This window comes from Streptomyces sp. SJL17-4, assembly GCF_036826855.1.
GTDB lineage: Bacteria > Actinomycetota > Actinomycetes > Streptomycetales > Streptomycetaceae > Streptomyces.
Genome location: NZ_CP104578.1, coordinates 7,861,170 through 7,885,741, shown reverse-complemented (window position 1 = coordinate 7,885,741; position 24,572 = coordinate 7,861,170). Strand labels below are relative to the sequence as shown.

23 protein-coding genes are annotated in these 24,572 nt (G+C 72.0%); 7 read left to right on the top strand and 16 right to left on the bottom strand.

Annotated features, from left to right (window positions below; all coding sequences use genetic code 11):
• The first annotated feature begins 39 nt into the window (after nt 1-39).
• Nucleotides 40-651 (top strand): TetR/AcrR family transcriptional regulator, encoded by a 612-nt coding sequence (locus tag N5875_RS35350; protein ID WP_318211574.1) that lies wholly within the window; start codon nt 40-42, stop codon nt 649-651.
• 15 nt (nt 652-666) lie between these two features.
• Here N5875_RS35350 and N5875_RS35345 read toward each other — a convergent pair whose 3' ends face one another.
• The 7 genes from N5875_RS35345 to N5875_RS35315 all read right to left on the bottom strand — a co-directional run bounded on the left by N5875_RS35345 (nt 667) and on the right by N5875_RS35315 (nt 7,863).
• Complete coding sequence (locus tag N5875_RS35345; RefSeq protein ID WP_318211573.1) at nt 667-1,347, bottom strand: GntR family transcriptional regulator; 681 nt, start codon at nt 1,345-1,347, stop codon at nt 667-669.
• 47 nt (nt 1,348-1,394) lie between these two features.
• Nucleotides 1,395-2,780 (bottom strand): aldehyde dehydrogenase family protein, encoded by a 1,386-nt coding sequence (locus N5875_RS35340; RefSeq protein ID WP_338498366.1) that lies wholly within the window; start codon nt 2,778-2,780, stop codon nt 1,395-1,397.
• Nucleotides 2,777-3,781, bottom strand: coding sequence for a proline racemase family protein (locus N5875_RS35335; protein WP_318211571.1), 1,005 nt, complete (start codon nt 3,779-3,781; stop codon nt 2,777-2,779). Before N5875_RS35335 ends, N5875_RS35340 begins: the two co-directional genes overlap by 4 nt.
• Nucleotides 3,782-3,902: 121 nt before the next feature.
• Nucleotides 3,903-4,811, bottom strand: coding sequence for a dihydrodipicolinate synthase family protein (locus N5875_RS35330; RefSeq protein WP_338498365.1), 909 nt, complete (start codon nt 4,809-4,811; stop codon nt 3,903-3,905).
• Nucleotides 4,812-4,842: 31 nt separating this feature from the next.
• Nucleotides 4,843-6,378: an NAD(P)/FAD-dependent oxidoreductase gene (locus tag N5875_RS35325; RefSeq protein WP_338498364.1), complete on the bottom strand. Its 1,536-nt coding sequence runs from the start codon at nt 6,376-6,378 to the stop codon at nt 4,843-4,845.
• Complete coding sequence (locus tag N5875_RS35320; RefSeq protein WP_318211568.1) at nt 6,359-6,673, bottom strand: (2Fe-2S)-binding protein; 315 nt, start codon at nt 6,671-6,673, stop codon at nt 6,359-6,361. Before N5875_RS35320 ends, N5875_RS35325 begins: the two co-directional genes overlap by 20 nt.
• 32 nt (nt 6,674-6,705) lie before the next feature.
• Nucleotides 6,706-7,863, bottom strand: a complete 1,158-nt coding sequence (locus N5875_RS35315) for an FAD-dependent oxidoreductase (RefSeq protein WP_318211567.1) — start codon at nt 7,861-7,863, stop codon at nt 6,706-6,708.
• Between the two features lie 196 nt (nt 7,864-8,059).
• Between N5875_RS35315 and N5875_RS35310 the strand changes: the two genes are divergently transcribed.
• From N5875_RS35310 to N5875_RS35290, 5 genes are read left to right on the top strand one after another with little or no spacing between them, the layout of a single operon-like run.
• Nucleotides 8,060-9,802 carry an ABC transporter substrate-binding protein gene (locus N5875_RS35310; RefSeq protein ID WP_338498363.1) on the top strand — a complete coding sequence of 581 codons (1,743 nt, stop codon included), beginning with the start codon at nt 8,060-8,062 and terminating at the stop codon, nt 9,800-9,802.
• A 7-nt stretch (nt 9,803-9,809) separates the two neighbouring features.
• Nucleotides 9,810-10,799: an ABC transporter permease gene (locus N5875_RS35305; protein ID WP_338498361.1), complete on the top strand. Its 990-nt coding sequence runs from the start codon at nt 9,810-9,812 to the stop codon at nt 10,797-10,799.
• Nucleotides 10,796-11,782 carry an ABC transporter permease gene (locus N5875_RS35300; protein WP_318211564.1) on the top strand — a complete coding sequence of 329 codons (987 nt, stop codon included), beginning with the start codon at nt 10,796-10,798 and terminating at the stop codon, nt 11,780-11,782. Before N5875_RS35305 ends, N5875_RS35300 begins: the two co-directional genes overlap by 4 nt.
• Nucleotides 11,782-12,786, top strand: a complete 1,005-nt coding sequence (locus N5875_RS35295; RefSeq protein ID WP_318211563.1) for an ABC transporter ATP-binding protein — start codon at nt 11,782-11,784, stop codon at nt 12,784-12,786. The genes N5875_RS35300 and N5875_RS35295 overlap by 1 nt, the downstream gene beginning before the upstream one ends.
• Entirely contained in the window at nt 12,783-13,763 is a 981-nt protein-coding gene (locus N5875_RS35290; RefSeq protein ID WP_318211562.1) for an oligopeptide/dipeptide ABC transporter ATP-binding protein, read from the top strand. The genes N5875_RS35295 and N5875_RS35290 overlap by 4 nt, the downstream gene beginning before the upstream one ends.
• Before the next feature lie 81 nt (nt 13,764-13,844).
• Here the strand turns inward: N5875_RS35290 and N5875_RS35285 are convergent, their stop codons facing one another.
• The 3 genes from N5875_RS35285 to N5875_RS35275 form a co-directional block, all read right to left on the bottom strand.
• Nucleotides 13,845-14,780 carry an ornithine cyclodeaminase family protein gene (locus tag N5875_RS35285; protein WP_318211561.1) on the bottom strand — a complete coding sequence of 312 codons (936 nt, stop codon included), beginning with the start codon at nt 14,778-14,780 and terminating at the stop codon, nt 13,845-13,847.
• Nucleotides 14,777-15,763 carry a proline racemase family protein gene (locus N5875_RS35280; protein WP_318211560.1) on the bottom strand — a complete coding sequence of 329 codons (987 nt, stop codon included), beginning with the start codon at nt 15,761-15,763 and terminating at the stop codon, nt 14,777-14,779. Before N5875_RS35280 ends, N5875_RS35285 begins: the two co-directional genes overlap by 4 nt.
• Before the next feature lie 115 nt (nt 15,764-15,878).
• Nucleotides 15,879-18,221: a collagenase gene (locus N5875_RS35275; RefSeq protein ID WP_318211559.1), complete on the bottom strand. Its 2,343-nt coding sequence runs from the start codon at nt 18,219-18,221 to the stop codon at nt 15,879-15,881.
• Between the two features lie 291 nt (nt 18,222-18,512).
• Between N5875_RS35275 and N5875_RS35270 the strand changes: the two genes are divergently transcribed.
• On the top strand, nt 18,513-19,073 hold the full coding sequence (locus N5875_RS35270) for a hypothetical protein (protein ID WP_338498359.1): 561 nt from the start codon (nt 18,513-18,515) through the stop codon (nt 19,071-19,073).
• A 453-nt stretch (nt 19,074-19,526) separates the two neighbouring features.
• Here N5875_RS35270 and ddaH read toward each other — a convergent pair whose 3' ends face one another.
• The 6 genes from ddaH to N5875_RS35240 all read right to left on the bottom strand — a co-directional run bounded on the left by ddaH (nt 19,527) and on the right by N5875_RS35240 (nt 24,533).
• Nucleotides 19,527-20,342 carry a dimethylargininase gene (gene ddaH / locus N5875_RS35265; protein ID WP_318211557.1) on the bottom strand — a complete coding sequence of 272 codons (816 nt, stop codon included), beginning with the start codon at nt 20,340-20,342 and terminating at the stop codon, nt 19,527-19,529.
• 41 nt (nt 20,343-20,383) lie between these two features.
• Entirely contained in the window at nt 20,384-20,869 is a 486-nt protein-coding gene (locus tag N5875_RS35260) for a phospholipase (protein ID WP_318211556.1), read from the bottom strand.
• A 160-nt stretch (nt 20,870-21,029) separates the two neighbouring features.
• Nucleotides 21,030-22,208 (bottom strand): FAD-binding oxidoreductase, encoded by a 1,179-nt coding sequence (locus N5875_RS35255; RefSeq protein ID WP_338498356.1) that lies wholly within the window; start codon nt 22,206-22,208, stop codon nt 21,030-21,032.
• Nucleotides 22,208-22,963, bottom strand: coding sequence for an alpha/beta fold hydrolase (locus tag N5875_RS35250; protein ID WP_318211554.1), 756 nt, complete (start codon nt 22,961-22,963; stop codon nt 22,208-22,210). Before N5875_RS35250 ends, N5875_RS35255 begins: the two co-directional genes overlap by 1 nt.
• Entirely contained in the window at nt 22,960-24,288 is a 1,329-nt protein-coding gene (lat, locus tag N5875_RS35245) for an L-lysine 6-transaminase (RefSeq protein ID WP_338498355.1), read from the bottom strand. The genes N5875_RS35250 and lat overlap by 4 nt, the downstream gene beginning before the upstream one ends.
• Nucleotides 24,289-24,332: 44 nt before the next feature.
• The gene (locus N5875_RS35240; protein WP_318211552.1) at nt 24,333-24,533 is read right to left on the bottom strand and encodes an MbtH family NRPS accessory protein; all 201 of its coding nucleotides are present in this window, start codon (nt 24,531-24,533) and stop codon (nt 24,333-24,335) included.
• Nucleotides 24,534-24,572 lie beyond the last annotated feature (39 nt).

Sequence of the window (24,572 nt, the reverse complement as noted above, 5' to 3'; positions counted from 1 at the left end):
CTCGGTACGTAACAAGCGTTCGGTACGTAAGCTAGCAGCATGCCGCCCGCACCTGGAGACCGCGATGCCCGCCGTGAGGACGTATCCGAGACGGTGTGGCAGGTACTCGCCGACAAGGGGTTCGGGGGGCTGACCCTGCGCGCCGTCGCGGCCGCGATGGGTGTCTCGACCGGGATGCTCATGCACTACTTCCCGACGAAACGCGCCCTGATCACGCACGCCCTGGGCCTGCTGGAGAAGCGCACCGCGGAACGTCCCCGCAGGGCCCGTCCCGCCGCGGGCCTCGCCACCGTGCGGGTCATGCTGCTGGACATCCTGCCGCTGACTCCGGGCGACACCGCCCGCAATCGCATCTGGGTCAGCTCCTGGGACCTCTCCCTCGCCGACGAGGGGCTCACCACGGAGCAGGCCGACCGCTACTCCCGACTGCGCGCGACCCTCCTCCCCCATCTGGAAGCCGCACGCGACCTCGGCGAGCTGCCGGCGGGCGCCGACGCCGACCTGGAGCAACTCGCCGCCACCGCCGTCGCCTTCACGCACGGCCTCGTCGTCCAGGCCCTCTTCGACCCCGCCCGATTCCCCGAGGAGGTGCAGACCGCGATGCTCGACGCGTTCCTCGGGTCGCTCCTCGGCTCCGCGAGCCCGGCATGATTCGAAAGACAGGCCCTAGTTCCCGGCCGGGCCGGCGCTCCTGGCCCACAAGGATCGGACGTGTCCCAGGTGCCGGGTCATGCACGCCTCCGCGCCCTCGGCGTCCCCGGCGAGCATCAGGTCGAGGAGTTCCAGATGCTCCTCGGCCGACGGGATGAGGTCGCCGCTCTCGTCCAGGGCGGTGAGCCCGTACAGCCGCGACCGCTTGCGCAGATCGCCGACGGTCTCGACGAGGCGCTCGTTTCCGGCGAGGCCGAGCAGGGTGAGGTGGAAGAGCCGGTCGGCCTCCAGATAGCCGATGAGATCGTGGTCGCGGGCGGCGCGAACGATCTCCAGGGCCACCGGCCGCAGCGCCTCCAGGTCCTCGTGGGTCGCGGACCGGGTGACGCGGCCGACCGTCGGGATCTCGATGAGCGCCCGGATCTCGGTGAACTGGTCGAGGTCGCGTTCGTCGACCTCGGTGACCCGGAACCCCTTGTTGCGGACGGGCTCGACCAGCCCCTCACGGGCCAGGTCGAGCATCGCCTCGCGCACGGGGGTGGCGGAGATCCCGAAGTCCTCGGCCAGGGTGGGGGCCGAGTACACCACGCCCGGCCGCAGCTCGCCGGAGATCAGGGCGGCGCGCAGGGCATGGGCGACCTGGTCGCGCAGCCGCTCGCGGGAAGCGTTCAGGTCGCGTCGGGTCAGGTGCCCCATGGCGGTGGTGATCCCTTCGGTACGTACTGCGTCACCCCCGTACGATGTCACGTTGCGGCGCCCGCGGGTGCCAGGGTGTACGTCCGGGAGGACGTGTAGAACCCGAGGGCCGCCCTGCCCTGCTCGCGCGGGCCGTGACCGGACTGCTTGGCCCCGCCGAACGGCAGGTGGAAGTCGACTCCGGTGGTCGGGGCGTTGATCCGGATCATGCCGGTGTCGACGAGGTCGAGTCCGTACAGGGCAGCGTCGAGGTCGGCCGTGTGGACCGAGGTGACGAGGCCGTACGGCACGGAGTTGGTGATCCGTACCGCGTGGGCCAGGTCGTCGGCGGGGAGCAGTGCGGCGACGGGCCCGAAGACCTCCTCGTTGAGCAGTCCGTGCCCCGGCGGGACATTCTCGACCAGGGTCGGGGCCGCGTACCAGCCGGGTGTCGCCGGTACGGTGGCGCCGGCGAGCACCGGGAGCCCCTGCCAGGCCTCGACCACCCGCTCCCGCGCGCTCTCGTGGACGAGCGGCCCGCAGACCGTCTCCGGATCGGCCGGGTCACCGACCCGGACGGCCCGGAAGGCCTCGGCGAGGGCCTCGCGCAGGGGGTCGAGTGCGGCGCCGACCGCGACGATCCGGCTGGTGGCGGTGCACTTCTGGCCCGCGAACCCGGCGACGGCGGCGGCGATGTGGGCCGCCGCCCGGCCGATGTCCGCGTCGGGCAGGACGATCGCAGCGTTCAGGCCGCCCATCTCGGCCTGTGCGGGGATGCCGCGCGCCGTCGCCGCGCGGACGACGGCCCGGCCCACGGGAGTGGATCCGGTGAAGGAGACGACGTCTGCGGCGGAGACGAGCGCGTTGCCCTCGGTGGGGCCGCCCGGTAGGACGGCGAACACCTGCTCCGGCAGGGCCTGTCGGACGATCTCGGCGAGCCGCTGGGCGCACGCGGTGGCTTCGGGAGCCGGTTTGAGGACGACCGTGTTGCCGACCGCGAGGGCCGGGGCGGCCTTCCAGCTGGGGATGGCGAAGGGGAAGTTCCAGGGCGTGACGAGCCCGGCCACGCCGTGCGGGCGGCGCCGGGTCAGGAGCAGGCCGGGTCCTGCCGCCGTCTCGTGGACGGCGCCGGTGGGCTCGAAGGGCGCCTGGGCGTAGTAGCGCCAGATCGCGACGGTGCGCACGACCTCGGCCCTGGCTTCGGCGAGCGGCTTGCCGACCTCGCGTACGGCGAGGGCGGCGAGTTCGTCGGCCGCGGCCTCCAGGGCGGCGGCGACGGCGCCGAGCGCGGCAGAGCGGGCCGCGGCCCCGGCGCGCAGCCAGCCGGGCTGGGCGGCCCGGGCCCGCTCGACGGCGTCGGCGGCGGCGAAGGCGCCCGGGGCCGGGAGGCGGAGGAGCACGTCGGCCGGGTCCGCCGGGTTGCGGGAGACGAGGGTGGACGGGTCGGTGATCACAGGAGGAAGCCTCCGGGGAAGGGGTCGTCCGGGTCGAGGAAGTACTGGGCGGTGCCGGTGATCCAGGCGCGGCCGGTGACGGTCGGGACGACGGCGGGCAGGCCTCCGATCTCCGTTCCGGCGGTGAGCCGGCCGGTGAACCGGGTGCCGATGAAGGACTCGTTGACGAAGTCGCGGTCGAGGGGGAGTTCGCCCCGTGCGTGGAGTTGGGCCATGCGGGCGCTGGTGCCGGTGCCGCACGGGGAGCGGTCGAACCAGCCGGGGTGGATGGCCATCGCGTGCCGCGAGTGCGCGGCGTCGGAGCCGGGCGCCGTGAGGTAGACGTGCTTGAGCCCGGCGATCTCGGGCTGGGTGGGGTGCGCGGGGCGGTCCGGGGAGGCGTTGATCGCGTCCATGATCGCGAGTCCGGCGGCGAGGAGGTCGTCCTTGCGGTCGCGGTCGAACGGCAGCCCGAGGTCGTCGAGGGAGACGAAGGCGTAGAAGTTGCCGCCGAAGGCGAGGTCGTAGGTGACCTTGCCGAATCCGGGGACGTCCACCGTGCGGTCCAGGCCCACGCAGAAGGCGGGCACGTTGGTGAAGGTGGCGGACTTCGCCGCGCCGTCCTCCACCCGTACGTCGACGGAGACGAGCCCCGCCGGGGTGTCGAGGCGGACCGTGGTGACCGGTTCGACGACCGGCACCATGCCGGTCTCGACGAGGACGGTGGCGACGCCGATGGTGCCGTGGCCGCACATCGGCAGGAGGCCCGACACCTCGATGTAGAGGACGCCGTAGTCGGCGTCGGGGCGGGTGGGCGGCTGGAGGATGGCGCCGCTCATCGCCGCGTGACCGCGCGGCTCGAACATGAGGAGCGTCCTGAGGTGGTCGAGGTGCTCGATGAAGTGGATCCTGCGCTCGGCCATGGTGGCCCCGGGGATCACACCGACACCTCCGGTGATGACCCGGGTGGGCATTCCCTCGGTGTGGGAGTCGACTGCGTGGAAGACATGACGCGTACGCACTGAGTTCCTTTCGGTCCGGTCGGTGGGTCCGGTCGGTGGGTCCGGTCGGTGGGTCCGGTCGGCTGTGGCTGACGGCGGTCCCGTCAGCGTTGGCCGTCAGCGGTCCCGTCAGCGGTGGCCGTCAGCGGTGGCCGTCGGCGACGGCCTTCTCCGTGGCGGTACGTACGGCGGTCTCGGTCGCGCCGGTGAGAGGGAGGCGCGGCGGGCGGGTGGGGCCGCCGCGGCGGCCGGCGATGTCCATGGACAGCTTGATGCACTGGACGAACTCGACCTTGGAGTCCCAGCGCAGCAGGGAGTGCAGCGAAGAGTAGAGCGGCCGGGCGGTCGCCAGGTCGCCCGCCACGGCGGCCCGGTACACCTCGGCGCAGCTCGCGGGGAGGGCGTTGGGGTAGCCGGCGATCCAGCCGACCGCGCCGGCCAGGGCCAGTTCCAGGAGGACGTCGTCGGCCCCGATCAACAGGTCGAGTTCCGGGGCGAGTTCGGCGATCTCGTAGGCCCTGCGGACGTCACCGCTGAACTCCTTCACGGCGACGATGCTGCCGTCGGCGTGGAGCGTCGCCAGCAGGCCGGGGACGAGGTCGACCTTGGTGTCGATGGGGTTGTTGTACGCGACGACCGGGATGCCGACCCGGGCCACCTCCGCGTAGTGGGCGATGACGGAGGGCTCGTCGGCGCGGTACGCGTTGGGCGGCAGGAGCAGCACGGAGCCACAGCCGGCCTCGGCGGCCTGTTCGGCCCAGCGGCGGGACTCGGCGCTGCCGTAGGCGGCGACGCCCGGCATGACCCTCGCCCCGTCGCCCGCGGCCTCGACCGCGGTACGGACGACCCGGGCGCGCTCGTCGGCCGTGAGGGTCTGGTACTCGCCCAGGGAGCCGTTCGGGACGACGCCGTCGCAGCCCTGGGCGATCAGCCAGGCCACGTGCTCGGCGTAGGCGTCGTAGTCGACGGAGAGGTCCTCCTTGAACGGCAGGGTGGTGGCGACCATGATGCCGCGCCAGGGGCGGTCGGTGGTCCAGGTGGTGGCGTTCATCTCGACGTACCTTTCTGTGGTGTGGGACGTGTTACTGAGAGGGGTCTGCCGGCCCGTCGAGGGCGGGAGCCGGGTCCGTCGGAGCGTCGAGCGCGGCCAGCGTCGACAGCGGTACGGGGACGGCGAACGGGCGTCGTTCCACGGGTGGTTCGGGGGTGCCTCCGCCTGCCGCGAGACATGCCACCGCCGTTCCGCACATCCGGCCCTGGCACCACCCCATGCCGGCCCGGGTGAGGAGTTTGACGGTCCGGGCGTCGTGCGCGCCGAGCTCGGTGACCGCCTCGCGGATCCGGCCCGCCGGGACCTCCTCGCAGCGGCACACGTCCGTGTCGTCGGTCAGCCAGTCGGGCCAGCCGGGGCCGGGGGCGTGCGCGGCGGACATGACGTCGGCGAACGCCCGCATGCGGTTCCGGCGCCGCCGGAGTCCGGCGGTCGCCCCGGGTACGGTACGTCGGCCGAGGAGCCGCGCGGCGATCGCCCGGCCCGCCAGTTCCCCCTCGGTGCGGGCGAGTTCTGCACCGCCGACGCCCCCGGTCTCGCCAGCGGCCCACAGGCCGGGCACCGAGCTCTCCTGGAGGTCGTCCAGGGCCAGGCCCAGGGTGCCGTCGGGCAGCGCGCGGGTGGTGCAGCCGACCGCCACGGCCAGCTCGATCTGGGGCACGAGGCCGTGCCCGACGGCCAGGGCGTCGCACGCGATCCGGCGACCCGTGCCCGGTATGGGCCGCCATGCGCGGTCCAGGCGGCTGACCGTGACGGCCTCCACCCGGTCGGTGCCGTGCACTTCGGTCACCGCGCTGCGGAGCCGTACGGGTACGCGGTGGCGGGCCAGCGCGACCGCGTGGACGAGGGCCTCGACGGACTTGCGCGGGTTGGTGGCGAGCGCGCGGGGGGCACGCCCGTACCGCAGGTACCCCGCCGCCTCGACCACCGCCGGCACCCGCGCTCCGGCCGAGGCGAGCGAGGAGGCGACGGCCAGCAGCAGGGGGCCGCTGCCGGCCACGACGACATGCCGGCCGGGCAGTACGAGCCCGGACTTGAGCATGGCCTGCGCTCCCCCGGCGCCCACGACACCGGGCAGGGTCCAGCCGGGAAAGGGCAGTTGGCGCTCGTAGGCGCCGGTGGCGAGGAGCAGGGCACGGGCCCGGATGCGGACGGGCGCGTCCGCGGTTCCGTCCGCGCCGGTGAGGGCGTGCGCCGTCCAGGTCCCGTCGGTCTCCTTCACGACGGACCACACATGATGCCCGGTCAGGTGATCGACCGTGCTCGCCGCGAGGCGTCGGCGCATCTCGGCGAAGGCGGACCAGTCGTGGTGCAGGGCCTGGGGCCGTGTCGCTCCCAGGGCGGGTGTCGGATGCCGGTAGAACTGGCCGCCGGGCTGGGTCGAGGAGTCCGCCAGGGCGACGGAGAGGCCGAGTCCGGAGGCGGCGACGGCTCCGGCGAGGCCGGCGGGGCCCGCGCCGACGACCAGGAGGTCGTAGGGCACGCCAGGGTGTCGGCCCGCGCGCTTCGGGTCGGACGCCGAGGCGGTCACGGCCGCGCCCTGCGGTTCAGACGCCGAGGCGGTCATGGCCGTGCCCTTCCTGCGTGGTGATCGCGTCGCCGGGGTGGGCCGGGACCAGGCAGGCGCGGCGGTTGGGCTCTCCGTTGACGGTGGCGAGGCAGTCGTAGCACTGTCCGATGCCGCAGAACGCGCCGCGTGGGCGGGCTCCCTCCCGGGTGCTGCGCCAGGCCAGGATGCCCGCGCCCCACAGGGCCGCGGCGAGGGTCTGGCCCGGCAGGGCGGGGACGGGCCGGCCGTCGAAGGTGATCTCGAACGGCGGCTCGGGCTGTGCCCCGACGAGGTCGATGGGGGTGCGGGCCACGGGCCCTCCTCTCGTGACGGTGGGTGGGCGCCTCAGGGCGCGGTGGCGTCGAAGCGCTCGGGTCGGAACGGGTGGAGGTCGAGGGGAGGTTCGGCGCCCGTGACGCAGGCCGCGACGATCTGCCCCGTCACCGGTGCGAGGCCGATTCCCGCGCCCTCGTGGCCACAGGCGTGCAGCAGTCCGGGGACGCGCGGATCGGGCCCGATGGCGGGCAGATGGTCGGGCAGGTAGGGGCGGAAGCCGGGGTAGGTCCGGATCGCCCGTACGGTGCCGAGGACGGGGAAGAGTGCGGTGGCACCGGCGGCGAGGCGGCGCAGGACCTCCGTGGAGAGCGTCCGGTCGAAGCCGACGCGTTCGCGGCTGGCGCCGATGAGGACGGGTCCGGCGGGGGTGCCCTCGACGACGGCCGAGGTCTGGAGCGCCGCGGAGCCACTGGCCACGTCGGCCACGTAGTCGGCGGCGTACACCTTGTGGCGGACGACGCGCGGCAGGGGTTCGGTGACCAGGACGAAGCCGCGGCGGGGCAGGACGGGCAGGTGGACCCCGGCGAGGTCGGCGAGCGCGCCGCCCCAGGTGCCCGCGGCGTTCACGACGTGGGGGGCGTGGAGTTCGCGGGTCGCTGTCCGCACTCCGCGGACCGCTCCGCCCGCGCCGGTGAGGAGGCCGGTGACCTCTTCACCGAGCGCGAGGCGGACCCGGTCGCCGGCGGCTCGCAGCAGCTGCGCGGCGGCGTGGGCGGGCATCACCTGGGCGTCCTGGGGGTAGTGGAAGCCGCCGGTGAGGCCCGGCGCGAGGTGGGGCTCCAGGTCGTGGAGCCGGTCACCGGGCACCTCGTGCGCGACGACACCCGCCTTCTCCTGGCGGGCCGCGAACTCCCGCAGGGCGTGCAGTCCCGTCTCGCCGGAGGCGACGACGAGACCGCCCTTGGACTCGTACTCGACGGCCGGCGGGAGCCTGTCGGCGAGTTCGGTCCACAGCGCGGTGGAGAGGAGGGCGAGCTGGAGTTCGGGGCCGGGTTCCTTGTCGGAGACCAGCAAGTTGCCCTCACCCGCTCCGGTCGTGCCGCCCGCGACGTACCCTCGGTCGACGACGGTGACGGAGAGGCCGGCGAGGGCCGCGTAGTGGGCGCAGGCGGCACCGACGACGCCGGCGCCGATGACGATGACGTCCGAGGATTCTCTCGTGGGCACGGCAGTAATATTTCACATTGCACTCCCCCTGCCAAGACCCCCACCACGACCTCCATCAAGGCGCCCGCCGGACACGACGGACACGGATGGGTAACGGCTCCCCCGATACCTTGTCAGTACAATTTCACATTACTATGTTACCGGTCACATTCCAGCCGCCTCTTCGGCTGTCCGACTGCTCCCCGGAGTGACCCGCATGAACAAGCGCACACGCACCCTGGCCACGGCCCTGGTGACGGCCCTGACCCTCGCCGCGACCGGCTGCTCCGGCGGAGGCACCTCCGGTGGCGCCCGGAACGGCGAGAACCCCGCGGCCTCCACCAACGGAGCGGTCCTCGGCGGCACCCCGCAGAAGGGCGGCACGCTCACCGTCCTGTCCAACCAGGACTTCACCCATCTCGACCCGGCCCGCAACTGGGTGATGGGCGACATGGACTTCGGCACCCGCCTGCTCTACCGCACCCTCGTCACGTACAAGGCGCAGCCCGGCGCCAAGGGCGGCGAACTGGTCCCCGACCTCGCGGAGGACCTGGGCGTCTCCTCCAACGGCGCCAAGACCTGGACGTTCAGGCTCAAGCCGGGGCTGAAGTACGAGGACGGCACGCCGATCACCTCCCAGGACATCAAGCACAACGTGGAGCGGTCCTTCTCCCCCGACCTGCCCGGCGGCCCCGACTACGCGGCCCGCTACCTCGCCGGCGCCGAGGGCTACCAGGGCCCGGCGGGCGGCAAGCACCTCGCCTCCGTGAAGACCCCGGACGCCCGCACGATCGTCTTCGAACTCCGCACGCCCTTCGCCGAGTTCCCCTTCGCTGCCACGCTGCCCACCTTCGCGCCGGTGCCCCCGTCCCAGGACAAGGGACCGCAGTACGACAACCGGCCCTTCTCCTCGGGCCCGTACAAGATCGACTCCTACGCCCGCGACAAGCAGCTGGTCCTCGTCCGCAACACCCACTGGGACCCGAAGACCGACCAGGTGCGCAAGGCGTACCCGGACCGGGTCGTCGTCACCATGGGGCTCAAGGCCAACCAGATCGACGACCGGCTCATCGCCGCCACCGGCCCCGACGCCTCCGCCGTCCCGTGGGACAAGCTCCGGCCGGAGTCCACCCCCAAGGTGCTCACCAAGCCGGACATCAAGGCCCGTCTCCTCGCCGAGTCGACCAGCTGCACCGAGATGGTGCAGATGCACACCGGGCGCGCGCCCTTCGACGACGTCAAGGTCCGGCAGGCCGTGCAGTACGCCCTGGACCGCGAGGCCGTCCTCACCGCCTCCGGGGGACCCGCCCTCAACGACCCGGCCACCGCCCTCATGCCCGGCATCCTGTTCGGCGGCAAGCAGCCCGACACCCTCGGCATCCCGCTCACCGGCGACGTACCCAAGGCGAAGGAACTGCTCAAGGAGGCGGGCAAGGCGGACGGCTTCTCCACCCGCATCACCGTCTCCAACGGCGACAAGGCCGTCGGCGAGGCCGTCCAGCAGTCCCTCGGCCGGGCGGGGATCAAGGTCACCATCGAGACCGTCGACCCCTCCGCCTTCTACGACACGATCGGCGACACCACGAACCGCACCGACCTCGTCTACACCGGCTGGTGCCCCGACTACCCCTCCGGCGCGACGTTCCTGCCGTTCGTCTTCGACGGCCGCTTCATCAAGGAGAAGGGCAACTCCGGCAACCACTCGCTCTTCCGCGACGACGCCACCATGAAGCGCATGGACGAGATCGCGGCGATGGCCGACGCCGCCAAGGCCGCCGAGGCCTGGCGGGAACTCGACGGCGAGATCCTCGCCAAGGCGCCCACGGCGCCCGTCGTCGTCGAGCGCAAGCCCCTCCTCATCGGCACCAACATCGCCGGAGCCTTCGGCCACACCTCCTTCGGCGGCCAGCTCGACTACGCCACGGTCGGCCTCAAGGACCCCTCGAAGACCGCGAACTGAGGGCCCCGTGACCACCACCCCGAAACCCCCGACACCGCCGACACCGCCGACCCACCCGGCACCCCCGGCGTCCGCCGCCTCACCGCCCCCCGTACGCACGGCCGACGGTCCCTGGCAGCTCGTCCGTGCCGAACTGCGCCGCCGGCCCGCCGCCCGCCTCTCCCTCGGCGTGGTCGCCTTCTTCGCGCTCCTCGCCGCGGCCGCCCCGCTGATCGGCGCGCTCGGCGGCTGGGGCCCGGACGAGTTCGACAAGAGCGCGGTCGACCCGTACCTGGGCGGACTGCCCATCGGGCCGCTCGGCGGCGTCTCGGCCGAGCACTGGCTCGGCGTCGAACCCGTCACCGGCCGCGACCTGTTCGCCCGGGTCGTGCACGGCGCCCAGGTCTCGCTGCTCATCGCCTTCTCCGCGACGGCGATCGTCGTCGTCGCGGGCACGGCGGCCGGCATCGCCGCAGGCTACTTCGGCGGCCGCACCGACACCGTGCTCTCCCGGCTGATGGACCTCACGATGTCCTTCCCCTCCCTCATCTTCATGATCGCGATGATGTCGGTGGCCCGGGACGTCAACCGCATCGTCCTGATGACCGCCGTCATCGGACTCTTCGGCTGGCCCGGCATCGCCCGGATCGTCCGCGGCCAGACCCTCTCCCTCAAGCACCGCGAGTACGTCGACGCCGCCCGCGTCGGGGGCTCCGGCCCCCTTCGCATCCTCGTCCGCGACATCCTGCCGGGCGTCGCCGGACCCGTGATCGCCTACACCACCCTGATCGTCCCCGGGATGATCGCCACCGAGGCCGCCCTCAGCTACCTCGGCGTCGGCGTCCGCCCGCCGACGCCCTCCTGGGGCCAGATGATCGCCGAGAGCGTCGCCTACTACGAGACGGACCCCATGTACTTCGCCGTCCCGAGCCTCTGTCTCTTCCTCACCGTCCTCGCCTTCACCCTGCTCGGCGACGCGTTGCGCGACGTCCTCGACCCGAGAGGGGGCGGCGCGTGATCCTCTACCTCGGCCGGCGCCTCCTCGGCGTGCTCGGCGTGCTCATCGCCATCGCCGCCGTCACCTTCGCCGTCTTCTACGTCCTGCCCTCCGACCCCGCCGCCGCGGCCTGCGGCAAGTCGTGCAGCACCGAACGCCTGGAGGCCATCCGCGCGCACATGGGCCTGGACGCCCCGCTGTGGCGGCAGTTCGCCGACTTCGTCACCGGCATCTTCACCGGCCGCACCCTGGGCACCGGCACGTACGCCCTGCACTGCGACTTCCCCTGTCTCGGGTACTCCTACGAGAACAGCCAGGGAGTGTGGGACCTCCTCGTCGACCGGCTGCCGGTCTCCGCGTCGCTGGCTTTCGGCGCCGCCGCGATCTGGCTGCTCCTCGGCCTCTCCGCGGGCGTCACCGCCGCACTCCGCAAGGACACGCTCACCGACCGGGTCCTGATGGTCGGCGCGGTCGCCGCCGCCTCGCTCCCCGTCTACTTCACCTCCGTGATGCTGATCTACGGGCTGATCCGGGTCGCGGGCCTGCTCCCCTACCCGCAGTACGTCCCCTTCGGCAGCGACCCCCTCTCCTGGGCGTCCAACCTGCTGCTTCCCTGGCTGGCGCTCGCCCTCCTCTACGCCGCCATGTACGCGCGGCAGAGCCGGAACTCGATGATCGAGTCCATGGCGGAGCCGTACATCCGCACCGCCCGCGCCAAGGGGCTGCCGCGCCGCACCGTGGTCGTCAAGCACGGACTGCGCGCCGGGATGACACCGATCCTGACCATCTTCGGGATGGACCTCGGCGGTCTGCTCGCCGGCGCCGTCATCACCGAGTCGATCTTCGGGCTGCCCGGCATCGGACGGCTCTTCTACGGCGCCCTGTCGACCGGGGACCAGCCGGTCATCCTCGGGGTGACCCTGCTCGCCGCCACGTTCATCGTCGTCGCCAACCTGGCCGTCGACCTGCTGTACGCCGTCGTCGACCCACGAGTGAGGTACTGATGGGCGACACCGCCTCCCTCCTGTCGGTACGGGACCTCACGGTCACCTTCCCGACGAAGCGCGGCCCCGTCCGGGCCGTGGACTCCCTCGCCTTCGACGTCCTGCCCGGCCGGACCCTCGGCATCGTCGGTGAGTCCGGCTCCGGCAAGTCGGTCACCTCCCTCGCCGTCATGGGCCTGCACACGGGCGCCGAGGTCAGCGGCTCCGTCACGCTGGCCGGGCAGGAGCTGATCGGCCTCTCCGACCGCGAGCTGAACGGGCTCCGCGGCCGGCGGATGGCCATGATCTTCCAGGACCCGCTGTCCAGCCTGCACCCCTACTACACCGTCGGCGAGCAGGTCGCCGAGCACCATCGGGTCCACTTCGGCTCCCGCCGGGCCACCGCCCGCGAGCGGGCCGTCGAGGCGCTCGCCGAGGTCGGCATCCCCGAACCCCGGCGCCGGGCCGGCGAGTACCCCCACCAGTTCTCCGGCGGCATGCGCCAACGGGTGATGATCGCGATGGCGCTCGTCTGCGAACCCGACCTCCTCATCGCCGACGAGCCCACCACCGCGCTCGACGTCACCGTCCAGGCCCAGATCCTGGAGCTGATCGCCCGCCTCCAGCAGGAGCGGGGCCTCTCCGTCGTCATGATCACCCACGACCTGGGGGTGGTGGCCCGGGTGGCCCACGACGTGCTCGTCATGTACGGCGGCCGGGCCGCCGAACACGCCCCGGTGGACGCCCTGTTCGCCGCCCCCGCCCATCCCTACACCCGTGGCCTGCTCGACTCGCTGCCCCGGCTCGACGACCCCGACGACGCCCCGCTGCGGGCGATCCCGGGCAGCCCGCCGTCGCTGCTCGACCCCGCACCGGGCTGCGCGTTCGCCCCCCGTTGTCCCCGCGCCGCCGTCGGCTCGGCAGCGGAGCGGGCCCGCTGCGCGGCCGAACGCCCGTCCCTCGGCGGCCCCGACGGGCACTCGGCCGCCTGCCACTTCCCCGCGTACGAAGGCGTCGCCCCATGACCACGACCACACCACCCCTCCTCCGCGTACGGGACCTCACGGTCACCTTCCCGGGACGCCGCCGGGGCTCGGCCCCGGTCCGGGCCGTCGACGGCATCGGCTTCGACGTGGCGGCGGGCGAGACCCTGGGCCTCGTCGGCGAGTCCGGCTGCGGCAAGTCCACCACGGGCCGCACGATCGTGCGGCTCCTGGAACCCACCGCCGGCTCCGTCTCGTACGAGGGAAAGGACATCAGCCATCTGTCGCAGCGGGCGCTCAAGCCGCTGCGCCGCGACCTCCAGATGGTCTTCCAGGACCCGCATTCCTCCCTCAACCCCCGGCAGACCGTGGCCCGGATCATCTCCGACCCGCTGCTCGTGCAGGGCGGCTCGGCGGCCGGTGCGCGCAAGCGGGCCGTGGAGCTGATGGAACTGGTCGGCCTCATACCGGAGCACATCGACCGCTACCCCCACGAGTTCTCCGGCGGACAGGCACAGCGCATCGGCATCGCCCGCGCCCTGGCGACGAACCCCCGGCTCGTGGTGGCCGACGAGCCGGTCTCCGCCCTCGACGTCTCCGTCCAGGCGCAGATCGTCAATCTGATGGAGCGTCTCCAGCGCGAACTCGGGCTCGCCTATCTCTTCATCGCTCACGACCTCTCCGTCGTGAAGCGGGTCTGTGACCGGGTGGCCGTGATGTACCTGGGCCGGATCGTGGAGATCGGAGTCAAGGAACGGGTGTACGGTTCCGCTGCCCACCCCTATACGAGAGCGCTGCTGTCCGCCGTACCGCTTCCCGACCCGGCGGCCGAGCGGACCAGGGAGCGGATCACACTGCTCGGGGACCCTCCGAGTCCGGCCGCTCCCCCGCCGGGCTGCACCTTCCACCCGCGCTGCCCCAGGGCGCGGGACATCTGCCGGACAGAGGCACCGCCGCTACGGACACTCGTACCGGGCGAGGGGCGTGAGGTCGCCTGTCATTTCCCCGAGGGCGTCTGAGCACACGCATCCCCGAGGGCCTCTGAGCACGCGAACGCCCCGGTCCCGCGTGATGCGCGCGGGACCGGGGCACCGGTGTGGTCAGGACGAACGTGCGGCCCGGTACAGGGCGGTGGCGACGGCGAGGTCCTCCCAGGCCATGCCCACGCTCTTGAAGAAGCGCGGGCGCCCCTCCGACGGTCCCCGGCGACCGGTCACCAGGTCGGCGAGGTCGCCCGCGATGTGGTCGGCCCCGATCGCTCCCTCCGACAGGGGGACGAGCAGGTCCCCCGCCTCCCGCAGCGTGGCGGTCCGCGCCTCGACGTAGACCTCGGACCGGACCACGAGCGCGGTGTCGGTCTCGCGGGCGGCCGGCTCGTGCGAGCCGACGGCGACGACGGTGGCACCGGGCGCCACCAGCGTCCCGTCGAAGAGCGGTGCGCGGGCGGTGGTGCAGCAGACCACGAGGTCGGCCTCGGCCACCGCGTCGGGCGTGCCGGTGCGGGCGAGGACGCCGAGGGTCCGCGCGTATCCGGCGAGGGCGCGCCCGCCGACCGGCTCGCGTGCGACGACGACGGCCTCGGCGAGCTCGCGGACGGCGAGGACGGCCTCCAGATGACCGTACGCCTGGGGGCCCGCCCCGAAGAGCACGAGGCGCAGGGGCCGGTCCGCCGGTGTGAGACAGCGGACGGCGAGGGCGGAGACGGCGGGCGTGCGCAGTTCGGTGAGGGCGGCTCCGTCGAGGAGGGCGAGCGGCTGGAGGCCGGCGCCGTCGAGCAGCAGGTAGGAGCCGGTGATGCGGGGCAGACCGCGCGCCGGGTTGGCGGGGGCGACTCCGGCGACCTTGACACCGGCGTAGGAGCCGAAGGCGGCGGGCATCAGGAGGAGTTCACCGGCGGGGACGGGTACGGCCGTGCGGGGAGGTCCGGCGTCGGGGTCGAGTCCGGCCCGCAGGACGTCGGCGAGGACCTCGGTCACGGCGGCCGGGCCCATGAGGCGGGCCATCGTCGCGGCGTCGAGGACGAGGGGCGGGCTCACAGGAGGAACCCCGCGCCCAGCTCGTCGCGCGGGTCCAGGACGAAGGCGTGGGTGCCGGTGCGGAAGGTGGTTCCGCTGACCTCGGTGATCCCCGCCGCGAGGAGGCGCCCGGTGAAGACGGTGCCGACGAGGGACTCGTGCCGCAGGGTGTCCCCGACGGCGAGACGTCCGTCGTCGCCGAGCAGGGCGAGGCGCGCGGAGGTGCCGGAGCCGCAGGGGGAGCGGTCGATCTGTCCGTCGGCGAAGACGGTGACGTTGCGCTGGTGGAGTCCTTCGGGGGCGTCGGGGAGCTCCTCGTACAGGATGACGCCGTACACGTCGTGTTCGGGGAGCGCGGCGCGGATCTCCCGTCCGGCGCGGACCAGTTCGGGCAGGGCCGGCAGGGAGACGTCGAGGCCGAGGTCGCGGGCGGCGACGGAGGCGTAGCAGGCGCCGGAGTGCGCGAGGTCGGCGTCGACGGTGCCGAGCGTGGTGGTCACCTTCACGTCGCGGGCGATGACACGGGTCGGGACGTTGCGGAAGGTGACGCCGGTGGTGCGGCCGCCCGCGCGGTGCACGGCGGCGGTGACGCGTCCGGAGGGCACGTCGATCCGCACGGAGACGTCGCCGTCGTCGGGGGCCGGGAGGCGTCCCGTGTCGACGGCCCAGGCGCCGAGGGCCATCGTGCCGTGACCGCAGGCGGTGGAATAGCCGTCCTTGTGCCAGAACAGCACACCGAAGTGGGCGCCGTCGTCGTCGGGCGGCACGATGAAGCCGCCGTACATGCCCGCGTGCCCGCGCGGCTCCCGGGACAGGAGGCGGCGCAGGTCGTCGAGGGGGCCTGGGCGCGGGTCGGTGCCCGATCCGCCGGCCATGAGGGCGGTGGCGCGGCGCTCCGCGACGGTGTCGCCGGGGATCGGGGGCAGGTCCTCGTCGACGATCCGGAAGGGTTCGCCTGCGGTGTGGTAGTCGGTGGTGCGGACCGTGTGCGGGGTGGTGCTCACGAAGTACGGCCTCCGGGAAGGGGTTTCGGGGTGTGCGCCGGGCGGCTCCGTGCGGACGCCGACGACGCGCCGGGCCGGCCCCTCCCCGTGGAGGGACCGGCCCGGACAGGGTGGGTCAGCTGCGGAGAGGGCCCTCGCAGTTGAAGCTCGATGTGCCGGCGACCCTGTTGGACCAGATGTCGATCGGTCCGAAGGAGCAGTTCATGTCGGCCAGGTTGTTCGAGGCGGCGCCCGCGCGGTCGAGGATGAAGTAGTCGACCGTCTCGGACATGTCCTTGAAGTTCTGGTCGGCGCTGCCCGCGTTGGACAGGTTGGCGGTGATCCGGCCGGTGCAGACGAATCGGCGCTTGCCCGGCTCGCCGTTCTCGACGCAGTCGGGCGTGCTGTAGGTGGCGGTGGCGAAGGTGGACTTCACCGCGGCCAGGGCCGAGTCGCGCAGCTGGGCGTTGGGCGTGAAGGTGGTGTTGGGGACGAACAGTGTGTCGACCTTGGCGATCTGGGTGTCGAGGAAGCGGTCGTAGGCGCTCTGGAGTCCGGTGTCGGAGCCGAGGCGGTTGCGCCAGGCGTCGTACGCGGCGACGTCGTTGTTCCGCAGGTGGGTGTACATCTCGCGGATCAGGGAGGGCTTCTCGTTCCAGAGGAACTCGAAGAACGTGCCCGCGTAGTTGTAGAAGCGGAAGCCGTCGCCGTCGTACGTGGCGTTGAGGATCTGCCGGAGGTTCATCCGGGGGCCGCCGCCCGCCGTGTCGTTGATGATGCCGCGGACCAGGGACTTGCGGACCTTGATGCCGTCGTCGCGGGTGGCGCCGTCGAAGAACTCGGCGGTGCCCTCGTCCATGAAGGTGGTGCGGTCACCCTGGTACCAGGGACCCTCGCCGAAGAACCCCGGCACGGCGTAGCGGCCGTTGAGGTAGTGGGTGTACTCGTGGCGGAAGAGCTCTTCGAGCGTCAGGGACGAGTCCTGCGGGACGCGGCGCTGGTAGGTGTAGAAGGTGGCGCCGCGCTCGATGTAGATGCCGCCGTTGTTGGTGTCCATCCCGGTCAGGATGGGGTGGTAGTTCTCGTAGTCGGCGCGCGAGCCGTACAGGACGATGGTGAGGGTGGTGTTGGGGTCGCCGGCCAGCGGCTGCCCGCTGCCGACGACACGGTGGAACTGTGCCTTGACCTGCTTGCTCGCGTAGTAGAGCTGGTCGACGGTGGCCCGGTCGAGCCCGGTGCGGACCTTGATCGCGCCGTTGTCGTAGGTGTACGTGTACGGGAAGATCTGCGCCTCGATGTCCGCCTTGCACACGCCGTACGGCTTGCACGCGTCGAAGTAGTTGAGCCAGGAGACGACCTTGGCCCACGGCTGGCTGCCGCGGCCGAAGGTGTTCACGGTGGTGCCGAGCAGGCCGCCGAGTCCGGCGGTGATCTCCGTCCGCAGGCTGGGGATCTCGCCGAAGCGGCCGTACTCGCCGAGGGCGTCGCGGGCGACCCAGTCGTTGGCGGTGCCCTTCAGGTGGCCGTAGCCCGCGAAGGCCTTGAAGACGGCGCGGTACGCCGGGTCGGCGGCGGCCGCGGCGTGGAAGGCGGCGTCCTGGTTGCCCGGGTAGACGCCGAGGTAGTTGACGGAGAGCGCGGCGAGCGCGGCCCCCGCCCAGGACGGATCGAGGTGGGTGGCGGTGTGCGTGGGGTCCATGGTGGCGAGGACCCGCTTGATCAGACCGAGCTGGTGCTGCCGCAGCCCGGGGGCGCTGGCCGCGTAGAGGGCTTCGCGGAGGGTGAAGGCGTTGCTCTTCGTGACGTCGAAGGTGCGGGCGGCGTTGCCGAAGTCGGCGACGGCCTGGCGGATCGCGTTCACGGTGGGCGCGTCGGTGGTGTCGATCTCGTCGCGGGAGTAGTCGTGGTACGCGACGGCGTGCAGGTACGTGAACATCTCCTCCAGGTGGGAGGAGTTGCGGCCGTCGTGGGAGGCGGCCAGGCCGGATATTCGGCGGGCGACGGCCTGGACGTGGGCGTCCGACATGACGGGCGTGAGCCGGGCGTCCCAGGTCCAGATGAGTCCGCGCAGACAGTCGTCGGCGAGGACGGCGGGGTCGGCGAGGAAGTCGGCGAACTGCTCGGGGCCGAGCCCGGTGATCCCGTCGAGCGTGCAGGGAACGCCGGCGGCGGTCGTCCTGGTGCCCTCGGCGAAGGTCCGCGCGAGGGTCGCATCGGCCGGGGCCCTGCCGGGGACGCGCCCGCTGACGATGCTGCCGGGGGCGGGCGCGGGGCCGAAGGTCTTGCGGGGCGCGGTGGCGAGGCGCTCCACCTCGTCGAACGGGTTGGTTCCGCGCTCGGCCCGGGGGCCCGGAGCGCCGGTCGACGCGGCGGGGACAGCGGTGGTGCGGGCGTCCGTGTCGGCCGCGGAGGCCCCGGCCTGACCCGAGGAGGCCAGGAGGGTCACCGCGATGGCGGAGGTGAGCAGGGACGAACGCACACGTCTGTGGATGGACAACAGAACTCCATGAGTGGTGGGGGAACGTCAATGGGGAGTGACGAGAACTGTTGTGGTGCGCACGGTGTTTGACGATGACTCATCGAACCGTGTGCGGTGTAACATAGTAATGTGAAATTGCACTGACAACCCCTGTGCGGCCACCAGTTACCCGAGGTTCATCCAGAGCCGCCCTCCCCCGGGGGCCCGGCCGGATCCGGAACCGATCCCCCGGATCCTGCGTGACCTCTTGATGTGTTGTCAGCTGATGGTGAGGGGACCGGAGGAAACCGGATGAGAACTCGGGCGATGGTGAACGTGGCGGTATCGGCCTGCGTGGCTCTGGTGGCGTGCGCGTGCGGTCCGGAGAATCCGAAGGAGGACGCGGGCGCGAAGCCTTCGCGGCCCTCCGCGTCCACGCAGGCCGAAGAGCCGCCGGTCACGCCGTCGGCGCCCGCCCGGACCGAGAAGCCCCCGACGACCTCGACCGGCGAACTGCCCTCGCCGAAAACGAAGGAGGGCGCGATCCGGCGGTACGAGCAGTACCTCCACGCCCTCGGCCACGAGGACATCGACACGGTCTGCGAGGTGGCCGGGCCCGCCGCGAAACAGGCCGAGGACCAGGGACTGGGCCCGTGCACGTCGACGTACACCGCCGTGTTCCAGATGATCTCGCCCGCACAGAAGAAGGCCCTGCAGACCGCGACGGTCGACCCGCGGCGCATCGCCGTACGCACGCCCGGCAAGGTCGAGATGCCGGTCGAAGCGGTCAGAGCCTCCGCCACCTTCTCGGAGAGCGACCTCGGCGACTACACCCTGGAGTACCTCAGGAACGAGTGGTACATCACCGACTGATCCCGCCGCCCACCCCCTCGGGCCGGGCGAGTTGACGTTGACCGACATCGACCACCGGCCACAGGTCTCCTGCCAGGTCGGCGCGGCGAACCGCTCGTCGTCGTACAGCCGGAACGTGCCGTCGGGCAGCTTGGTCTCGTACGTCTGCACGCACTCGCGTCCCTGGAGGGCGTCCGACACCGGCTTCGGGTTCAGCTTGGCTCGAAGGCGCACCGGCAGCGCGCCGTCTTCGGCCGCCCCGAGAACCTCTCGGTCGGCCCGCACCATCTGGCGGACGCCAACGAGGCCTCATGATCCCGGCGCCCCCACCCCATTCCGGTGAGGGCGCCGGGCGGACCCGTGCCGCCCACCTCACCGCTACAGCCCACGGTCCCGCACCCTGGGAACGCAGCAGCCGCAGGCGAGGATGATTCCTCGCCTGCGGCTCTCGGTGGGGCGGGGTCGGTGGAGCCGTTACGCGGTGGCCGTACGCAGCTCCAGCGTGCAGCACTTGACGCTGCCGCCGGCCTTGAGCAGCTCCGAGAGGTCCACGCCGATGGGGTGGAAGCCCCGGGCGCGCAGCTGCTCCATCAGGCCTGTGGCGTTGTTCGGCAGCACCACGTTGCTGCCGTCCGATGCCGCGTTGAGCCCGAAGACCGCCGCGTCCTCGGCCGTGGCGATGACGGCGTCGGGGAACAACCGCCGCAGCACGGCGATGCTGCCTGGCGAGAAAGCGGCGGGATAGTACGCGATCGTCCGCTCGTCGAGCACCGTCAGCGCGGTGTCGAGGTGGTAGTAGTCCGGGTCCACGAGCGTCAGTCCTATGACGGGGCGGCCGAAGAACTCCTGTGCCTCCTCGTGCGAGCGCGGATCGCTGCGGAAACCCGTACCGGCGAGCAGCCAGTCCCCGGCCAGCAGGTAGTCGCCCTCGCCCTCGTTGACGACGCCGGCGGTGCGAAGGTCGGCGAATCCGTTGTCGCGCAGCCAGTCGTGGTAGGCGGGGCCCTCCGCGATGCGCTGGGCATCGCGGAACCGCGCCACGAGCGCCCGGCCGTCGATCACCGTGGCGCCGTTGGCGGCGAAAACCATGTCGGGCAGGCCGGGGAGGGGATCGATCGTGTCGACAGTGTGCCCGAGGCTCAGATAGACCTCGCGGAGGTTCTCCCACTGGGTGATGGCCAGTCCGGTGTCGACGGGCTTCGACGGGTCCATCCAGGGGTTGATGGAATAGACCACGTCGAAGTAGGTGGGGCGGCACATGAGGTAGTGCCGGGTCCTGGCGGTGCGCATGACGGGGTTCCTTGCGGTCAGGGGCGGCAGCTGGCTGGGGATCAGGCGGCGCGCCCGTTGTCCACGACGGCGGAACGGCCGAGCTTGTCCACCGCCTGGTAGTACGTCCAGGCCGTCCCGTCGCACGCCGTCTTCTTCGCGCCGCTGTACGCCGCGCACACCCTCTTCAGGTCGGCGTACAAGGCGTTGTCGAGGCGCGCCTTGTTCGCTGCGAAAGTGCCCGCCTCCTTGTAGTTGCGGTAGCCGAAGTCGTGTCGTGCGCAGGAGTTCTGGAAGGGGAAGCCGAAGGGGTTGTCGGGGGACGAGGAGCAGTAGTCGGTGGACCAGTTGAACTGGTACGCGCTCCACGCGCCCTGGTTGGCGCGGGCCGCGGCCCAGGCGTTGTAGCTGCCCGCGTCCGTCTGGGTCCAGCTGCTGAGCACGCTCGGCTTGTCGGCCGGTACGGCGGACGCCGGTACGGCAGCGGCTCCGATCGTGAGGGTGAGGGAGGCGGCACTCACGGCGAGAGCGGAAAGTCGACGACGCATGGGGTTCCTCCTGTGGGTGGTACGGACGGTCGTGGTGCGGCATACGGGCGGTCGGTACGGGACGAGCGGCACCGCTGAATCCGGCGGGACCACCGGGCGAGACCGCACGAGCAAGGGAGGGGGTCTTCAACTCCCCTGGGAACCAGGCGGTTCAGGAAACTCAGACACAGTTGAGTTCCCTTCGCGGCACGTCGTGGACGAACCGTTCCGCCGAGAGGCCCGAGACGTCGACGAACGGCCGCCGCCCCAGGTAGAGATCGCGGATCACCTCGCCCACCGCCGGCCCCTGGAGGAAGCCGTGGCCGGAGAATCCGGTCGCGTACAGGAATCGCCCCGCTCCAGGTGCTTCGCCGATGAGGGCGTTGTGGTCGGGGGTCACTTCGTAGAGACCGGCCCATCCCGTCGCGATCTCGGCATCGAGGAGCCGCGGAGCCCGGACGGACATGGCCTCGGAGAGCCGGGGAAGCCAGCTGTCCGAACGGGACAGGTCGAACCCCGGGGCCTCGTCGGGGTCTGACATGCCGAGCAGCACACCCGGCCCTTCTCCGTGGAAGTAGAAGCTGGTCGCGAAGTCGATCGTCATGGGGATGCGCGAAGGCGCGTCCGGCAGCGGTCCGGTGACGAGGATCTGGCGCCGGTACGGCACGACGGGAAGGTCGACCCCGGCCATCTCGCCGAGCGCCGCCGACCAGGCACCGGCCGCGCAGACCACGGTGTCCGCCGTGACCGTGCCGCGGTCGGTGACGACCCGGGTGGCTCCGGAGCCGGTCACTCCGCGCTCCATGCCGGTGACACGGCACCCCGTCACCAGACGGGCACCGAGTCGCCGTGCGGCCGTCGCGTACCCGAGCACCACCGACTCCGGTGTGCAGTAGCCGTCGTCGGGCGAGTACGCCGCGGCCAGCACACCGTCCGTGGAGATCAGCGGCGACAGCTCGCGGGCCTCGGCGGCGTCCACCATGCGGCTGGGCACGCCGAGCTCGTTCTGCACGGCCACGTTGCGTTCGAACGCGGCGACGTCCTCCGCTCGCGTGAGCAGGAAGAGGTAGCCCTCCCGGTGCAGGTCGATCTCCTGACCCGGCCGGGTGCCGAAGTCCTGGAACAACTCCAGGCTCCGGGCTCCAAGCCGGATGTTGACGGCGTCCGAGAACTGGCTGCGGACACCGCCCGCGGCCTTGCTCGTGGACCCTGATCCCAACGCGTCCCGTTCGAGCAGCAGGACGTTTCGGACACCGGCCTCCGCGAGGTGGAAGGCGATGCTGGTGCCCATGACTCCACCACCGACGATCACCACTTCCGCGGAGGAAGGGAGCTGCGATGTGGGCTCTGCCGCCCCCATCAGCCGGCCACCCCTGCCGCCGCGGCGGCCCCGGAGGCGAAGACGGGCATGTGGCGTGGCAGCGCGCCCCAGACCCGCGGTGTGAAGAAGTGCCCGCCCGGCAGGACCTCCCGTGAGTATGGTCCCTCCGTCAGCTCCGCCCAGCCCTCGTGCAGGGGGCTCAGCTCGGCCTCGCCCACCATGAGGTGGATCGGGGCACGCAGCCGCTCCCCGGGCTGGTACCGGTAGGAGGCATAGGCAGCCATGTCCATGCGCAGCAGGTCGACGGCGAGGGACCGCAGATCCGGATCGGCGAGCACGGCGCGCGGGACTCCGCCCGTGGCCTCCAGCCAGGACGCCAGGTCCTCGTCCGGAGCATCGGCCAGGGCGGCCGAGCGGGTACCGGTCCAGTGCTGCGGGGCGATGTGACCGGAGAGGACCAGGCTCTCCGGACTTGAGGCACCGCGCGCCTGGAGCGCGCGGGCCGCCTCGTAGGCGACCAGCGCACCCATGCTGTGGCCATACAGCACGTAGGGTGCGCGCACCTCGTCCTGGAGAGCCGTCACGCAGTCGTCGACAAGGCCCTGCCAGCCGCCGACGATCTGGTCGCCGAAGCGGGATTCACGGCCCGGGTAGCACAGGGCGCGTAGCTCGATGTCGACCGGCAGCTGCCGGGCCCAGGGCCGGAAGCCGACGGTGCCCCCGCCCGCGAAGCTGAGGCAGACCAGGCGGCGGGACGCCCAGGGGCGCGGATGAGGCCGGGTTATTCGGGTCATGAGCGCTCCTCGGTTGCGGACTCTTCCTTGAGCACGTCGCGCAACGCCTCCAGGGCGGTGGCGAGTTCGACCTCCGATACCGACAGCGGCGGCCGCAGACGCAGTTCACGCTCACCGGACCCGAGGAAGATCACCCCGTGCTTGTCGTAGGCCCGCGCGAGGATCCGGTTGCGCACCTCCTGGTCCGGCAGGGTGATGGCACACATCAGGCCGCGACCGCGCGGGGCGCTGACGAGTTCCGGAATGTCGGCGGCGAGTTCGCGCAAACTCTTGAGCAGATACGCGCCGGTGGTACGGGCTGCCGTGAAGAGCCCCTCGCGCTCGACGACTTCCAGGATCCGGGTGGCCCTGACCATGTCGGTCAGGTTGCCGCCCCAGGTGGAGCTGAGGCGGCTCGATGCGCGGAAGGCGTTGTTCTCGACCTCCAGGACGCGCCGGCCTCCGAGGACGCCGCACACCTGGGTCTTCTTGCCGAAGGCGATCAGATCGGGCCGCAGGCCCAGGGTGTCGCAGGCCCAGCGGTCCCCGGTGAGGCCGAAGCCGGACTGCACCTCGTCGGCGACGAAGAGCGCGTCGTGGGTACGGCACAGCTCGGCCATGGCGGTCAGGAACTGCGGGCGGAGATGACGGTCGCCCCCCTCGCCCTGGATGGGCTCGAAGACGAAGCAGGCGATCTCGTCGGGGTAGCGGTGGAAGGCGGCCCCGGCGGCGGCGAGCGCCTGCAACTCCTCGTCGAGGAGGTCCGGCTCGTCCCAGCGGTCCATGTCGTTCACGGCCGGGCTCGGGATGCGCGGCCAGTCGAAGACCGGGAAGTCCCGGGTCTTGGACGGGTCGGTATTGGTCAGCGACATGGTGTAGCCGGTGCGGCCGTGGAAGGCGTGCTGCAGGTGCAGGGCGCGCGATCCGCGCACCGCGATTCCGCGCGCCGCGTTGTGCTGGGTCTTCCAGTCGAAGGCGACCTTCAGGGCGTTCTCGACGGCGAGCGCGCCGCCGTCGATGAAGAAGACGTACGGCATGTCGTCTGCGGCGAGGGCCTTCATGAAGGCGGTGACGAACTTGATCTGCTCGCCGGTGCCGAAGTCGGGGTTGGCCGGCTTCATGCGGGAGGCGGCGAGCAGAGCCTCGTCGAGCGCCGGGTCACCGTGCAGACCGGGGTGGTTGTGGCCCAGCGGAGCCGACGCGTAGAACATCGACATGTCGAGGTAGCGGGATCCGTCCCGCTCGTCCACCAACCAGCAGCCGTTGCTGGCACGGACGTCCACGAGGATATCGGCGAAGTCGCCGGTGACATGGGTGCGGAGATAGTCGAGCGTGGCTTGGCTCATGGGGCTCTCCTCAGGAGTGCGGAGTCGGGTGGCGGGCTGGGGTGTCATGCGTGCTGGGCATGGCGCTCGCGGACGCTGAGCGGGCGGATGTCCGTCCAGATCCGGTCGATGTGCGCGACGCACTCCTCACGGGTGCCGCGGGTTCCCTCCCGGTGCCAGCCGGCGGGGAGGTCACGCTCGGCGTCCCACAGGGAGTACTGCTCCTCGTCGTTGCGGACGACGTCGTAGAGGGTTGCCTCGGACATGGTTGTGCTCCTCAAGATGTACGGACATGGGTCGGACGG

Excerpts from the sequence above, each read along its gene's own strand:
- N5875_RS35350 (WP_318211574.1), top strand. The coding sequence starts at position 40 with ATGCCGCCCGCACCTGGAGACCGCGATGCCCGCCGTGAGGACGTATCC.
- N5875_RS35255 (WP_338498356.1), bottom strand. The coding sequence starts at position 22,208 with ATGGGGGCGGCAGAGCCCACATCGCAGCTCCCTTCCTCCGCGGAAGTG.
- N5875_RS35240 (WP_318211552.1), bottom strand. The coding sequence starts at position 24,533 with ATGTCCGAGGCAACCCTCTACGACGTCGTCCGCAACGACGAGGAGCAG.
- lat (WP_338498355.1), bottom strand. The coding sequence starts at position 24,288 with ATGAGCCAAGCCACGCTCGACTATCTCCGCACCCATGTCACCGGCGAC.
- N5875_RS35310 (WP_338498363.1), top strand. The coding sequence starts at position 8,060 with ATGAACAAGCGCACACGCACCCTGGCCACGGCCCTGGTGACGGCCCTG.
- N5875_RS35260 (WP_318211556.1), bottom strand. The coding sequence starts at position 20,869 with ATGCGTCGTCGACTTTCCGCTCTCGCCGTGAGTGCCGCCTCCCTCACC.
- N5875_RS35295 (WP_318211563.1), top strand. The coding sequence starts at position 11,782 with ATGGGCGACACCGCCTCCCTCCTGTCGGTACGGGACCTCACGGTCACC.
- ddaH (WP_318211557.1), bottom strand. The coding sequence starts at position 20,342 with ATGCGCACCGCCAGGACCCGGCACTACCTCATGTGCCGCCCCACCTAC.
- N5875_RS35270 (WP_338498359.1), top strand. The coding sequence starts at position 18,513 with ATGAGAACTCGGGCGATGGTGAACGTGGCGGTATCGGCCTGCGTGGCT.
- N5875_RS35330 (WP_338498365.1), bottom strand. The coding sequence starts at position 4,811 with ATGAACGCCACCACCTGGACCACCGACCGCCCCTGGCGCGGCATCATG.
- N5875_RS35325 (WP_338498364.1), bottom strand. The coding sequence starts at position 6,378 with ATGACCGCCTCGGCGTCTGAACCGCAGGGCGCGGCCGTGACCGCCTCG.
- N5875_RS35250 (WP_318211554.1), bottom strand. The coding sequence starts at position 22,963 with ATGACCCGAATAACCCGGCCTCATCCGCGCCCCTGGGCGTCCCGCCGC.
- N5875_RS35290 (WP_318211562.1), top strand. The coding sequence starts at position 12,783 with ATGACCACGACCACACCACCCCTCCTCCGCGTACGGGACCTCACGGTC.
- N5875_RS35345 (WP_318211573.1), bottom strand. The coding sequence starts at position 1,347 with ATGGGGCACCTGACCCGACGCGACCTGAACGCTTCCCGCGAGCGGCTG.